The following is a 14,122-nucleotide window of genomic DNA, read 5'->3' as shown; positions in this document are numbered from 1 at the left end:
AAAAGTAAAAATCTAATTTAATTGATTCAAATCAAACCAAATATTTACAGCTGATTTCTAATGTCACTAATAGATGTGGCCAGCCACATCTATTAGTGGGAATCGCGAATACTTTTTTTATAAAACCGTCCAAGATAAGTCTGTAGATAAGCCTTTTGGCTCTGTTTCATCACGCTGATATTTGGAACAGATAGTCACTGTTATCAAAAGTATTTTTAACATTTGCGTTAAATAAATTAAGGAGTTCGACATGACCTACGCAACAACTAATCCTTATACGGGAGAGGTAGTGAAGACCTTTCCTGACGCCACTGATGCTGAGATTATTCAAGCGATAGAGGATGCTAACACGGCATTTTTGTCGTGGAAAAATAGCTCTTTTGCCGAGCGAGCAAAGGTTATGCACAAAGCGGCAGATCTGTTACGCAACGATATTGATGGTTACGCTAAACTTTTAACGCTCGAAATGGGCAAGATTACGTTGGAAGCCAAGGCGGAAGTTGAATTGTCTGCAGCCATTTTTGAGTACTATGCCGTCAATGCCGAAAAGTTGCTAGCACCAGAAAAATTGCCAGTAGCCGACTTGGCTGAAGGCGACGCAGTGCTTGTTAACGACCCTCTCGGTGTATTACTTGCCGTAGAACCGTGGAATTTTCCCTATTATCAGGTCGCACGTATTATCGCGCCGCAATTGTCTGCGGGTAATACCATGTTGCTTAAGCATGCTGGCATTGTTCCGCAAAGCTCGGCTGCCTGTGAGCAGCTTATGCTTGAGGCTGGACTGCCAAAAGGCGCGTTTAAAAACCTTTATGCGGCACATTCACAAACTGCATTGATTATTAATCATCCGTTAGTACGTGGTGTTGCATTGACTGGTTCAGAAAGTGCGGGCGCAGTCGTTGCATCTACCGCCGGTAAAGCGCTTAAGAAATCAACTTTAGAGCTCGGCGGCGCCGATGCTTTTGTGGTTCTGGCTGATGCTGATCTCGACAAAACAGTAAATTGGGCAGTTTTTGGCCGTCACTGGAACGCCGGTCAGGTTTGCGTATCATCAAAACGTATGATTATTGCTGATGAAATTTACGATGAGTTTGTTAAGCGTTATACAGCAGGTGTTGCCGGATTACGTGCTGGCGACCCTTTTAAGCCTGAAACAACATTAGCGCCACTATCATCACAGAATGCCGCGGACGATCTCAAAGCAAAAATTCGTCAGGCGATAGACTTAGGTGCCACAGCAACTGAAGTAGGTCCACAGGTTCCCAGTCAGGGCGCTTTCGTACAGCCAACCATTTTGACTGATATCAGCGAAGATAATGAGGCTAGAAACTGGGAGTTTTTTGGGCCGGTTTCTATGCTGTTTCGTGCGAAGGATGAGGATGATGCTGTACGGATTGCCAATGACTCTCCCTTTGGATTGGGTGGATCGGTCTTTACTTCTAATACCAAACATGGCGCAGAGGTGGCGAAGAAGATTTCTACCGGCATGGTGTTTGTAAACCATCCAACAATGGTAAAAGCCGACTTGCCTTTTGGAGGGATTCGTCACTCAGGTTATGGCCGTGAATTATTGGGTCTCGGCATCAAGGAGTTTGTTAATCACAAGTTGATCGATGTTGTTGATATTGATGCGCCGTTTTAACGGCGTTACTCACTGAATCACATTTTCTTTAATGCTCAGAGAGTGAGTTATTTCGTCACCCAAAGTGGGTCACTGATGGTGGCGCACATGTTGTACTTATTACCGCTCCCTCTCTTGCAGCCTTCAAGCAAGGTGTTGATATGACTCGTAAGCATGGCACCTGTGTATTGGTACATATACCACCTGGGAATTTCCTACGCCCCTTTTTGAGGTAGTAGCAAATTGCATCACCGCTCGTGGTTCGTTATGCGGAGTAGCCTGCACAGAATCTGCCTCTGGTCATATGGTTGGCGCTATTTATGTCTAGCGTTCAGTAGCAATACATAGCTTCAAAATCATGATTAAAAAAAGTCATTTAGGAAGGCATAACGATGAAAGCAATGGTGCTTAACAAGCCAAAAACACCTTTAGTTTGGACAGATTTACCAGATCGTCACCCTGAAGCAGGACAGGTACGAGTGAAAGTACTCGCCTGCGGCGTTTGCCGGACAGATCTTCATGTATGCGATGGGGAGCTGCCGGATCCAAAATCGCCAATTATTCCTGGGCATGAAATTGTGGGTCGAATAGTCGAACTTGGTGAAGGTGTTAGTGGGTTGGAACTGGGTGAGCGTGTAGGTATTCCATGGCTCGTCCACACTTGTGGTGTTTGTTCCTATTGTCGATCGGGTCGAGAAAACTTATGTGATGCACCTTTGTTTAGTGGCTACACAAGAGATGGCGGATTTGCAACCGAGGTTATTGCCGATGCCCGTTTTGCTTTTCCGTTAGGAGAAGATGTTAGTGATGTATCACTCGCACCATTACTTTGTGCTGGACTAATAGGCTGGCGTTCACTGGTGATTGCGGGTGATGGTAAAAGGGTTGGCCTTTATGGCTTTGGTGCTGCTGCGCATATCGTCGCTCAGGTAGCCATTTGGCAAGGTCGAGAAATATTTGCCTTTACCCGGCCCGGTGATTCAGCTCGTCAAAATTTCGCAAGGAGTTTGGGCGCAGTATGGGCCGGATCTTCAGAGGACATGCCTCCAGAACCGTTGGATATCGCAATCATCTATGCCGCTGACGGCGACCTCGTTCCATTAGCACTAAAAGCCGTTTGCAAAGGTGGGCGGGTAGTTTGCGCTGGTATCCACATGAGCGATATTCCAAGCTTTCCGTACGAAATACTCTGGGAAGAGCGGCAGTTGGTTTCAGTGGCCAATCTTATGCGGCAAGATGGAATCGACTTCCAGCAACAGGTTTCCAGAATGGATTTGCAGATCAAGACGACGACCTACGCCATGCAAGATGCTAATACAGCGTTGGATGATCTTCGCGCGGGGCGTTTTGATGGCGCGGCAGTTTTAGTGCCGTAAAAGACTGTCAGGCAGATGTCCCAGGATATTGTGGCCTGTCTCACTTGAATACGTAGAACTACAAATACTTTATTCATAACATTTCACCCAATAAAGGGGTGAACGTAAAAAATTCTGGGCATTGGATAACCGGTAAACCGTCCTGAATAATCACTTTAGCCGGCAAGGAGTATTTAAAATGTCTGATAGAACAGTAGCAATGATCACCGGAGGTGGTCAGGGAATAGGAGAAGCCATTTGCAAGAGATTGGCAAGCGATGGTTTCAAAGTGTCGGTTGCCGATTTAAACGACGAAAATGCCGCCAAAGTGGTTGCAGCCATCAATAACGATGGCGGAAAGGCTATTGCAGTCCATGTAAATGTGGCAGACCGCGAAAGCGTATTTGCAGCTGTTGATAAAACGGCCATTGAACTTGGTGGTTTTGATGTCATGGTGAACAATGCTGGAGTGGGACCCACAACTCCTATTGATACTATCACGCCCGAGCAATTCGATGATGTATATCGGATTAATGTAGCGGGTGTGTTGTGGGGAATTCAGGCTGCCCACCAGAAATTCAAAGAGTTGGGGCATGGTGGGAAAATCATAAGTGCAACCTCCCAAGCAGGAATCGTGGGTAACCCTGGTTTAGCCCTGTACAGTGGAACCAAATTCGCCATCAGGGGGATCACGCAGGTAGCTGCACGAGATTTAGCAGTGGAAGGAATAACTGTAAATGCATATGCCCCAGGAATTGTTAACACTCCCATGATGAGAGGCATAGCTCATAAAGTTGGCGAGCAAGCAGGGGAGTCAGACGAATGGGGTATGCAGAGCTTTGCAAAAAACATCGCGTTGGGTCGCTTGTCTGAGCCCAAAGATGTAGCTGCTGCTGTGGCTTTCCTGGCCGGTTCAGATTCCGACTATATGACGGGTCAGACGTTGGTAGTAGATGGAGGGATGGTGTTTAATTGATTTTTCTATCTCAAGCAATAGGTGGGATTTTATTGCGAGCGGTGTTGTTTTGATGGTAGGCGAACGCTTAACAAGGAAGTTTATATGGACAGAACATTTATGCTAACAAATATCAAACTGAGTCTGTAGAGGATACTGATAGGATTGACCAGCCTATGCTTTATTGGATGCACTTGGGCATAGAGGGGAGCCCCAGCAGCAGGTTCGCAAATGCCGAGCGGCCTTATGGTGTTTTTACCTTCGATGACTCTGCTAATCGTAAAATCTGGATCGGCGGAGGCATCGGCATCACTTTGTTGATTGCTCGAATGAAACAACTCGCCAAAAATCCAGTGGCTCAAGGCATTGGACTATTCCACAGTTCAACCGAACTGGGACTTTGTCAAAACTGACGGCCGATGTTTTAGCGGACAACGTAAAATTGCATATATACATAAACAGCCGACTCGGATATTTGATTGTAGAGAAAATGTGCGCATCTTTGCCAGACTGGTAATCGGCCAGTGTTTGGTTTTATGGTTCTGTTCAATGCGGTGAATCGTTGTATGAAGACTTGGCAAAAATGGTCTGCCGTCAGGCACTTTACACCAAGAATTAATAAATATGCGCTGATCCAGCAAAACAGCAACATAAATCTAAGGGGTGACCACAGACCACTGTGGATATTCCTAATTTCATTGTTTCATTGAAAGAAGGAAAATGCCTTATAGCGACTTAGATTTCAAAGGGAAAAAACAACCCTCAACCCTACCGTTAGGAGAAAACAACTATGAATGTAAATGCCAAAAATGATTGTGCTAAAGCCCTATCAAGTGTTCTTGCTGACACCTATGTTCTGTACCTAAAAACACACAACTTTCACTGGAATGTTGAGGGTCCTAACTTTCGACCACTGCATTTAATGTTTGAAGAGCAGTACCAAGATCTGTGGGCTTCGTTAGATGTAATCGCTGAACGAATTCGAGCGCTAGGTGCTTATGCTCCTGGGACTTATGCTAAATTTGCAGCGTTGGCAACGATTAAAGAAAACCAAGATATTCCTAAAGCTAATGGCATGTTAAGCGAATTGGCTAAAGATAATGAAAGCATAATCGCGACGCTTGTTGAAGCCATTCAGGTTGCTCAAAATGCGGGTGATGAGCCTTCTGCAGGCTTGCTAATTGATCGTCAAACAGTCCATGAAAAAGCAGCGTGGATGATGCGGTCAATGCTTGTTTAAGTGCAGATTTAAGTGCAGCGGTAGAGAGTAGGGCAAGTAAATCAATAGCATGAGCGTTTTTATTCAGCGTCGCTGCCAACAAATACATAAGCTGGTACATACGACGATGGTAAAAAATACACCAATGTCGAATTTACCAAGATTCAAGGTATGCGCAGAAACTGGAAAAATAGGGGGTAAATAGTGGCGCTTATTTTACGTTCGATAGCCTCCAGCTACGTGGCTTTTCAAGCGCGGAGCAAGCGCTATGAGCATAACTTGAACGCAGGCACGAACTAACCGTTTCAGTTTCACCAGAGCAAGCAACAGAGCTAAGTGGCCCAGTGCGCTTTGATTTATGCGCAACATCTCACTTTATCGACGGGTATTCTACCTATGTAATGACAGTGGTTGCCGTCTTTTATCTAACCTTTGCTGCATGGTTAGTTGCTATAGGTTCTTGTATACGGTAGCGCGTACAAGTGGTCATTCACTTAATACCCACATCAATCCTGGTCATCTTTCTAGGTGGGTTTGAATGGCCAATTGAGTTAATTATTACTCCGTTAGGAACATTGAATATGCTAGTGCGAAATATGCTTAGTATTTAGGTATTCTTAAATGTTGATCAGGTGGAGGTTTCGTTTACTCAAGTTATTCCAGTGTTTTTCGGCCTTGTGAAGTTATTAGAAGAAACTTTACTGCTCGTTATATTACGAATAAATAGGCCCTTGTTAGCGGGTAAATAATGTTGCACTTTGCACTATCAAAATGCTTAATATGTTACATATTAAGACAGGTATTTTTGTTACTGATAAGGGCGTATACAGAATTTGAAAGTCAACGCTAGTCACTGGCGTCATGATACGTAAATAACGCGAGGTCATCGCATTGCTAATCGCGCGGTCGGTGTGTGGCGAAGATATAACTCAGGATAACGTTTCATGTCATCAAAACCGCAAAAGTTCCCATGGTTTATAATGGGCTTAATGTCCAGCGTAACGTTTATGGCGATCCTTCCTGAGTTGCTGCCTTCGGGTATACTGCCTCAGATGGTTGAGGGCTTAGGGATAGACCACACACAAGTGGGCTTTCTGGTAGGAATTTATGCCTTAGCGACAGCTGTTTTTACAATACCCATGATCAGTTTGACGCTGGCAATAAATCGAAAGAAATTATTGATGTGGCTGCTAATTGGATTATCGATATCTAATGTGCTTGTTGGGCTCTCTTCTTCCTATCATTTTATTATAATTTGCCGAGTTGTTGGTGGTATTTGCGCCTGTATTTTATGGCCGATGATTGCGGCCTACGGCACTCGCATTGCGCCCGCGAACCAGCATGGCCGAGCCATCGCAGTAGTCATGGCTGGTGTTACACTGGGCATTAGTATTGGCGTGCCGGTATTAACCTCAATAGGAACGCTAGTTAACTGGCGGGCGCCGTTTATTCTGATTGGTTTGCTTATTGCCATCATTGCATTGCTTATATATTTATATTTGCCTTCTATCGAGGGGGAAAAATTAGGTAAAAGCAATTCGCCGTTTACAGTGCTCAAAATGCCCTCAATGCTAATTATTATGACCATGACATCGCTAACCGTAACAGCACACTATGCTGTTTATACCTACGTTAGTTTGCTTATTGAAAGCATTCATTTTGTAGGCGGGATAAGGCTAGCTCTTATCATTTTTGGCATAGGATCTGCTGTCTCGGTGGTTATTTTCGCTCGCTATATAGATCAGTACTTGCAAACGCTAATTGTGAGCATGTTAGGCCTTGGTGCAATTTCTATGGCGATGTTTATTCTATTTAGTAGTACCAACGGTTTGGCGCATCTTGCATTCTTTTTATGGGGTGTTGCTTTCGGGCCTGTGGTAACGATGTTCCAAGCGGCGGTGAGTAAACAGATCGAATCTGCAAAAGACGTCGCAACGTCTGTTCAATCTAGTGTATTTAACTTCTCCATCATGATTGCTAGCTATGTGGGCGGTCGGTTAATAGTGGAGTCGTCTATTGTCAGCGTGGTGTACTTCGCGCTGTTCCTATTTCTTTGTTCCAGCGTCATCGCATTATTAGCAAAACGCACGCTGGGTTGATGTTAAATTCTAATTTGGATATCTATTTGGACAATGCGAGCTGAACGTTAAACCTTCTTATTCAAAAAACGCTTACAAAAATCTAGTATCGACTAATCTTGTTTACGGATTGAAGCACTAAACACAATGGCGATGCACGTGAAACCTACCTAAAAGAGGCGTGTAATCCACATAAACATTGTGGGTAGCCCTAATTTAAATAAATCAGAAATGTGTTTAATATTATGGCCAATTACATTGTTGATTAATGTGACCTGATTTGCCCATATGGGAAATTCAAAACGAAAATTATTATTCGAAAATATCTCTATACAACAATAGAGATGTCCGGAGACCCTGCATGTTTGAATGGATCACTTTGATAAACAGCTGGGCTTGGGGCCCGCCCACCTTAATGTTGCTGCTAGGCACCGGCTTCTATCTCAGCGTGGGTTTGCGCTTTTTAACGATACGTAAAATTCCGTTTGCGCTTGGTAAATTATTAAAGGGGCGAAAGGAAAAGGGTGCTGGTGATATAAGTCCTTTCAGTGCCTTGATGACGTCACTCTCCGCCACCATCGGTACCGGTAACATCGCCGGCGTTGCAACGGCCATGGTGCTGGGCGGTCCGGGTGCACTTTTTTGGATGTGGATAACAGCACTATTAGGTATGGCGACCAAGTATTGTGAAGCGGTGTGTGCAGTGCGTTTTCGCGAGCGGGATACCGACGGCAACTTCAGTGGTGGACCTATGTACTACATCCGTAATGGTCTAAACAAGCGCTGGCACTGGCTAGGCTTTGTTTTTGCACTGTTTGGCAGTTTGGCGGGATTTGGTATAGCCAACACAGTCCAATCGAATGCAGTTAGTCAAGTTCTCAATACTGAATTTTCTGTGCCGACGTGGCTTACGGGTGGCGTGCTTATGTTGCTGGTTGGCACCGTTATTTTGGGCGGGGTAAAGCGCATTGCGGCGGTTGCTGAGTGGCTGGTTCCGTTCATGGCCATTGGCTATACGCTGATGGGGCTGTCTGTACTGGCGATGAATCTATCGGCTATCCCAGGCGCGGTAGTTGAAATTGTCAATTCAGCGTTTACCGGCTCAGCAGCAGCGGGCGGTTTTGCGGGCGCATCTGTTTGGGCTGCTATTCGTTTTGGTGTAGCTCGCGGTGTTTTTGCCAATGAGGCAGGCTTGGGCAGTGCGCCAATTGCGCATGCCGCTGCCCGCACTAATCAGCCGGTAGAGCAGGGGATGATTGCCATGTTGGGCACGTTTATCGATACTTTAGTTATTTGTTCAATTACTGGCTTGGTTATAGTTATTACTGGCGTATTGCCAAGCGGCAACAATGGCGCAGATCTAACTGCTGCAGCGTATGCAGTTGCATTTCCGGGTGGCGATATGGTGGTGACATTTGGACTGTGTGTGTTCGCTTTTACAACAATGATTGGTTGGAGCTACTACGGAGAACGTTGCACGGTGTTTCTGCTAGGAACCAAAGCTATTGTGCCGTTTCGCATTCTTTGGGTCTTGGCTATCCCAGTTGGCACCCAGATTGAGCTAAATACTATCTGGCTGGTTGCTGATACCTTAAACGCGTTTATGGCAATACCTAATCTTTTCGCATTGTTACTTTTAGCACCATTGGTTTTTAGCATCTCACGTGATTATTTTGCCGGCAAAGATACATCAGTAGATGGCTGAAATAAGAATATTGTTATCGACAAACCGATTAGTATAGAGAATCACGTATCGCATCTCCAAAATAACGCCAATAGTTACCGTAAGCACTCAAAGTAGAGAATATCATCAAGTTGCCCTCTTCCCTCCCACTTGCATTTAGTTTAATCACTCTCTCGTCATTTTTATTAATTCTCGCATCAGATATTAGCAGAAGGACCCCTTAAAACTACGAAATAAACACGGGGGATCCACACACGAATTGTGGGTATCCCTAATATCCCTAGTTAAGAAACGCGCGCATTCTAGTGGCTTAATAGATTATTAATTATTGCAAGTTTTGCATTTTCTTATATTGAAAATACAAAACCTGCAGGATTAATCAATAACGTTATCACAAACCACTAACTCAGCTCGGAGACTGTCCTAATGGCTAAAACCAATTCAATTCCCTTTAACAAGCTGCTTAAAATTGTAGCTATTGTAGATGACAACGACGCGCAGGTTCATGAGCTACTGCAAGCTATAAGAGCACAGGGCTATGAAATTGAGGTGACCAAGAAGTATCAGCGCGACGTTTTTGAAGACGCTTCTGTAGGTGCCTACATCGTGTCGGTTGACGGTGAAAACGGCGTTAAAGCGGTACAACTTGCAAAAGCGATACGTGAAACTGGTAACAAAACGCCGGGCTGGGCCATTGCTAACTCTTATAAACTCGCTGATATCAGCGATTTTGAGGGATTAGGTGAAACTACTGGGTTTATTTACCTTGGGCAGCAAACACCGACTTTTTATGCAAAACAAGTTATCGCGAGTGTGGTTGAGTATGGCATGAGCCTATTGCCACCTTTCTTTGGCGGAATGTTGGCATATGACTACGAAGCGAATATTGCCTTTGATTGTCCGGGCCATCAAGGCGGACAATTTTATAAAAAGTCACCTGCAGGGCAATTATTCTTCAAACATTTTGGCGAAGAAATTTTCCGCAATGATTTATGTAATGCTGACGTTGATTTAGGCGACCTTCTGATCCATGAAGGAGCAGCGTTACGGGCGCAAAAACACGCGGCTAAAATCTTCGGTGCTGATAAAACCTACTTTGTACTTAACGGTACCAGTACGTCCAATCAAGTGGTGGCTAATGGCGTGTTAAAGCGCGGTGATTTGGTTTTATTCGACAGAAACAATCACAAGTCAACGCACAATGGTGCATTGGTGCAAGCAGGGGCCATTCCTATTTGTTTGCCCACGGCGCGCAACGCGTTTGGCATGATTGGCGCAATGGACTGGGATGCTCTCGATGAGGATTACCTACGTGAGCAAATTAAGCAAAACCCCTTGGTTGAAGACAAAGAATTGTACAAGGCTGAACGACCGTTCAGATTAGCTATTATTCAACTCGCCACATACGATGGTACGGTTTATAACGCCAAGCGAGTGTTAGAGAAAATCGGTCATTTATGCGACTACGTATTGTGGGACGAAGCGTGGATTGGTTACAACGCTTTTCACCCGCTTTTCAAAGATCACAGCCCTATGCGCATCAAAGACCTAGGACCTGATATGCCTGGGCTGTTTTCAACCCAATCTGTGCATAAACAGCTGTCGGGTTTCTCGCAGGCCTCGCAAATTCATAAACGTGATGGACACCTTCACGATCAAAAACGTTATATCAACCACAAACGTTTCAATGAATCGTTTATGCGTCATGCTTCGACATCTCCATTTTATCCTTTGTTTGCATGCCTAGATGTGAACGCAAAAATCCACGAAGGTAAAAGCGGCGAGATGATGTGGGATCAATGTATTGAACTGGGTATCGACACTAGAAAAACATTTCGCGAAATCGCGCGGCATTATGAAAGTGTGGGTAAAACCGATCAAGAAAAATGGTTCTTCGACCCATTTGTGCCAGACGTAGTTAGCGTTAGCGGATCGCAGTACATGGAAGATGTAACGGATATGGCGTGGGAAAATATTCCTACCGATGTTCTAAAACGTGAGCAGCAATGCTGGCAATTTGACCCTGAAAATCCATGGCATGGTTATAAAGGCTATGTTAAAGGGTATGCCATGGTAGACCCGAACAAGCTTACATTACTAACGCCTGGTATTAATCGCAAAACAGGTGAGTATGCTGACTTTGGTGTACCCGCTACAGTTATTGCCAACTACCTGCGTGAGCAACACGTTATTCCTGAAAAATGCGATTTAAACAGTATTCTATTTCTTATGACGCCCGCAGAGGACAAAAGCAAGCTCAATACACTGATCGCTAAACTAGTCGGATTTAAGGAATTGTGGGACAGAGACGCACCTATGGAGGATGTACTACCTACCTTGCATGCAGCGAACAGCGAACGTTATAAAGACTACACCATTAGACAAGTCTGCAATGAAATGCACGATTATTACAAACGCTCAAACATCAAAGAGCTTCAGCGTCTATGTTTCCGTGCTGAAAGTTTCCCTGAGCCTGCGATGTTACCTCAGGATGCTTCACGAGCACTGATTGCAAACGATGTCGATTATGTATCGCTAGATGATATTAATGGGCGCATTGCCGCAACGCTTGCGTTGATATATCCCCCAGGGATTGGTGTGATTATACCCGGTGAACGCTGGGATAAACGGGCTCAGCCGATGCTCGATTATTTTCACAACTTCGAAGAGTCTTTTAATCTATTCCCAGGCTTTGCCTATGAAGTGCAAGGCGTTTATCAGGAACATGTCGAAGGTAAGATTAAGTTTCATACCTACGTAGTATCCGAAAAATAGTGAGGTCGCAGTGGGCCATTAACCCCCATTAACGATTAACAGGAAATAATTATGTCAGAACAAAAGTCACATAAAAAAATGTCGGTCACGCAGCTCACGGTAATTGTGGCTGTGAACATGATGGGATCTGGAATTATTATGTTGCCGGCAAACATGGCACAGGTCGGCGCCATTTCACTGCTGTCTTGGTTTATAACCGCTATAGGCTCAATGGCCATCGCCTATGGATTTGCACAAGCGGGTGTTTTCGACCGTAAAGCCGGCGGCATGCCAGCATATGCAGAGCAATCTCACGGGCGTTCAGGCTCCTTTATGGTGTCCTACCTTTATTACATTTCGCTAGCGATTGCGAACGTAGCAATCGCCATTGCTGCCTTAGGCTATATTGCTCCTTTCTTTCCTTGGCTTAACTCTTCGCCAATGGCCATTGTAATAGGCGTTATTGGGCTAATTTGGCTTACCACGGCTGCTAATTTTGGCGGTCCGAAAATAACCGGGCAAATTGGTACATTTACGGTATGGGGCGTGATCATTCCGGTTGCCGGCCTGTCGATAATTGGCTGGTTTTGGTTCAGTACCGAGACGTTTATGCAAGGCTGGAACCCTGGGGGGCTCACCCTTGCTGAAGGCCTCGGCTCTAGTATCACACTTACTCTCTGGGCTTTTCTGGGTATGGAGTCAGCTGCGCAAAGTGCAGGCGCCGTTGAAAATCCACGTAAAAATGTGCCTTTGGCCTGCATGCTTGGCACTGCTGGTGCTGCGGTTATCTACATCTTATCTACAAGCGTCATTATGGGTATTGTTCCAAATGCGGAACTCGCTAATTCCACTAGTCCTTTTGGACTTGTTTATACGCAGATGTTTAGTCCAATAGTGGGCAGCATAGTTATGGCATTGGCTGCTATGGCATGTGTTGGCTCATTACTAGGCTGGCAGTTTACAATTTCCCAAAGCGGTAAGCTAGCCGCTGATGCGGGAATGTTCCCCGCGTTTTTGGGAAAAGTAAACAAGATGGGCGCACCTGTGGTGGGCATGATCTTGATTGGTATCGTGCAAACTATTTTCGCTTTTTCGAGTGCATCGGCAAGTCTTACCGAGCAGTTCGCCGTGTTAGTTGATTTATCAGTCGTGACCAATGTTATTCCTTACATAATTGCGCTAACTGGTTTGATGGTAATGATGCGCAAAGAGGAAGTGACGAAAAATGTCTATATACGCAACTCAATAGTCGTTTCTGTCGCAGTGCTGTACAGCATTTATGCACTATATGCTTCGGGTGCGAGCGCAGTGGTCGACGGTATCCTGATAATGATGCTTGGCTATCTTATTTACGGTTTCATGTCACCAAAATTCGAAGTTAAGGGAAGTACTTTAGCGAAAACAAACACAAAATCAGAATCAAAATCAAGCGAACAAAAGGACGCGTCATGAAACTTTTAAAACAACAACAATGGCAACAGTTTAGCTTATGCGTGATGACTATTTTTGCACTCGCAACTGCGCCAGTAGTTAGTGCACAGATGCCGAACGAGGAGATGGCAGATATACCATCTATTAAGAAGCAAACCTTGGATCGGGTTAAAGAAACCGGCGTTTTTCGTCTAGGGTTTCGGCTTGACGACAGGCCATTCTCATATCGTGATAAAGCAGGAAATGCTGCTGGGTATGCGATTGAGTTATGCCGAAAAATAGTAGAGGAGACAAAGGCACAGCTAGGAATACCTGAGCTAATGATTGAAGAAGTACCAGTAACAGGAGAGGAACGTTTCGGTGCAGTAAACAACGGTAAAATAGATTTACTGTGTGGCGCTGCTACTGAAACCATCGCAAGGCGCAAACTAGTATCCTTCTCCATACCTATTTTTGCTAGCGGTATCAGTGCGTTGACGCGTGTGGATGCTCCGAAAAAATTTCGAGCCTTACTCGCCGGAGAGGAGCCTGCATTTAGACCTCGCTGGCGCGCCTCTTATGCTCAAATTTTAGAACAGCGCACCGTATCGGTAATAGCCGGTACGAGTGCTGAGGCTTGGGTAAAAGAGAGAATTAAAGAGTTTGCGATAATAGAAACTATTGTTGAAGTTGCTGACTATAAAGACGGCATTGACAATGTACTCAAACGCAGCTCTGACGTTATGTTCGGCGACCGCGCCATCTTGCTCGACTCAGTCATGCGTAATCCTGACAGCACCGATTTGATTGTGATCCATCGATATTTTACCCACGAGCCTATTACGCTAGCGCTAAAACGAGGGGATGAAGACTTCCGCTTGCTAGTTGACAGTACGCTCAGTGATCTTTATCACTCAGGCCAGATAAATGAGATTTACAAACCATTCTTCGGTCAGCCTGACGCTACCGCTGAAAGCCTTTTCACTCATTCAGCCCTACCCAAATAAATTTAGGAATTAACGATGTTAAAGCATGATTTAAACTTC

Annotated in this window: 9 protein-coding genes; all 9 read left to right on the top strand. The window is 45.0% G+C overall.

The features are described 5' to 3' along the window. Positions 1–250 precede the first annotated feature (250 nt). Positions 251–1,642 carry an NAD-dependent succinate-semialdehyde dehydrogenase gene (locus GQR89_RS12800; protein WP_158770403.1) on the top strand — a complete coding sequence of 464 codons (1,392 nt, stop codon included), beginning with the start codon at positions 251–253 and terminating at the stop codon, positions 1,640–1,642. A 380-nt stretch (positions 1,643–2,022) separates the two neighbouring features. Continuing rightward, positions 2,023–2,997 carry a zinc-dependent alcohol dehydrogenase family protein gene (locus tag GQR89_RS12795; RefSeq protein WP_233268962.1) on the top strand — a complete coding sequence of 325 codons (975 nt, stop codon included), beginning with the start codon at positions 2,023–2,025 and terminating at the stop codon, positions 2,995–2,997. A 178-nt stretch (positions 2,998–3,175) separates the two neighbouring features. After that, positions 3,176–3,952, top strand: a complete 777-nt coding sequence (locus tag GQR89_RS12790; RefSeq protein ID WP_158770401.1) for a (S)-acetoin forming diacetyl reductase — start codon at positions 3,176–3,178, stop codon at positions 3,950–3,952. 769 nt (positions 3,953–4,721) lie between these two features. After that, positions 4,722–5,171 carry a Dps family protein gene (locus tag GQR89_RS12785; protein WP_158770400.1) on the top strand — a complete coding sequence of 150 codons (450 nt, stop codon included), beginning with the start codon at positions 4,722–4,724 and terminating at the stop codon, positions 5,169–5,171. A 923-nt stretch (positions 5,172–6,094) separates the two neighbouring features. Next, positions 6,095–7,249, top strand: coding sequence for an MFS transporter (locus tag GQR89_RS12780; RefSeq protein WP_199271320.1), 1,155 nt, complete (start codon positions 6,095–6,097; stop codon positions 7,247–7,249). Between the two features lie 340 nt (positions 7,250–7,589). Further along, positions 7,590–8,933 carry a sodium:alanine symporter family protein gene (locus GQR89_RS12775; protein ID WP_158770399.1) on the top strand — a complete coding sequence of 448 codons (1,344 nt, stop codon included), beginning with the start codon at positions 7,590–7,592 and terminating at the stop codon, positions 8,931–8,933. Between the two features lie 405 nt (positions 8,934–9,338). Continuing rightward, positions 9,339–11,687, top strand: a complete 2,349-nt coding sequence (gene speC, locus GQR89_RS12770; RefSeq protein ID WP_158770398.1) for an ornithine decarboxylase — start codon at positions 9,339–9,341, stop codon at positions 11,685–11,687. A gap of 51 nt (positions 11,688–11,738) precedes the next feature. Continuing rightward, positions 11,739–13,118: a putrescine-ornithine antiporter gene (potE, locus tag GQR89_RS12765; RefSeq protein ID WP_158770397.1), complete on the top strand. Its 1,380-nt coding sequence runs from the start codon at positions 11,739–11,741 to the stop codon at positions 13,116–13,118. Continuing rightward, positions 13,115–14,083 carry an amino acid ABC transporter substrate-binding protein gene (locus GQR89_RS12760; RefSeq protein WP_158770396.1) on the top strand — a complete coding sequence of 323 codons (969 nt, stop codon included), beginning with the start codon at positions 13,115–13,117 and terminating at the stop codon, positions 14,081–14,083. Before potE ends, GQR89_RS12760 begins: the two co-directional genes overlap by 4 nt. The last annotated feature ends 39 nt before the right edge of the window (positions 14,084–14,122 follow it).

The organism is Paraglaciecola sp. L1A13, from assembly GCF_009796745.1.
Lineage (GTDB): Bacteria > Pseudomonadota > Gammaproteobacteria > Enterobacterales > Alteromonadaceae > Paraglaciecola.
Note: the sequence above shows the minus strand (reverse complement) of the source record. Positions and strands in the feature narration are given on the sequence as shown.

Bases quoted from the DNA above. Each gene is read 5' to 3' on its own strand.
- GQR89_RS12800 (WP_158770403.1), top strand. From the start codon at position 251: ATGACCTACGCAACAACTAATCCTTATACGGGAGAGGTAGTGAAGACC.
- GQR89_RS12795 (WP_233268962.1), top strand. From the start codon at position 2,023: ATGGTGCTTAACAAGCCAAAAACACCTTTAGTTTGGACAGATTTACCA.
- GQR89_RS12790 (WP_158770401.1), top strand. From the start codon at position 3,176: ATGTCTGATAGAACAGTAGCAATGATCACCGGAGGTGGTCAGGGAATA.
- GQR89_RS12785 (WP_158770400.1), top strand. From the start codon at position 4,722: ATGAATGTAAATGCCAAAAATGATTGTGCTAAAGCCCTATCAAGTGTT.
- GQR89_RS12780 (WP_199271320.1), top strand. From the start codon at position 6,095: ATGTCATCAAAACCGCAAAAGTTCCCATGGTTTATAATGGGCTTAATG.
- GQR89_RS12775 (WP_158770399.1), top strand. From the start codon at position 7,590: ATGTTTGAATGGATCACTTTGATAAACAGCTGGGCTTGGGGCCCGCCC.
- speC (WP_158770398.1), top strand. From the start codon at position 9,339: ATGGCTAAAACCAATTCAATTCCCTTTAACAAGCTGCTTAAAATTGTA.
- potE (WP_158770397.1), top strand. From the start codon at position 11,739: ATGTCAGAACAAAAGTCACATAAAAAAATGTCGGTCACGCAGCTCACG.
- GQR89_RS12760 (WP_158770396.1), top strand. From the start codon at position 13,115: ATGAAACTTTTAAAACAACAACAATGGCAACAGTTTAGCTTATGCGTG.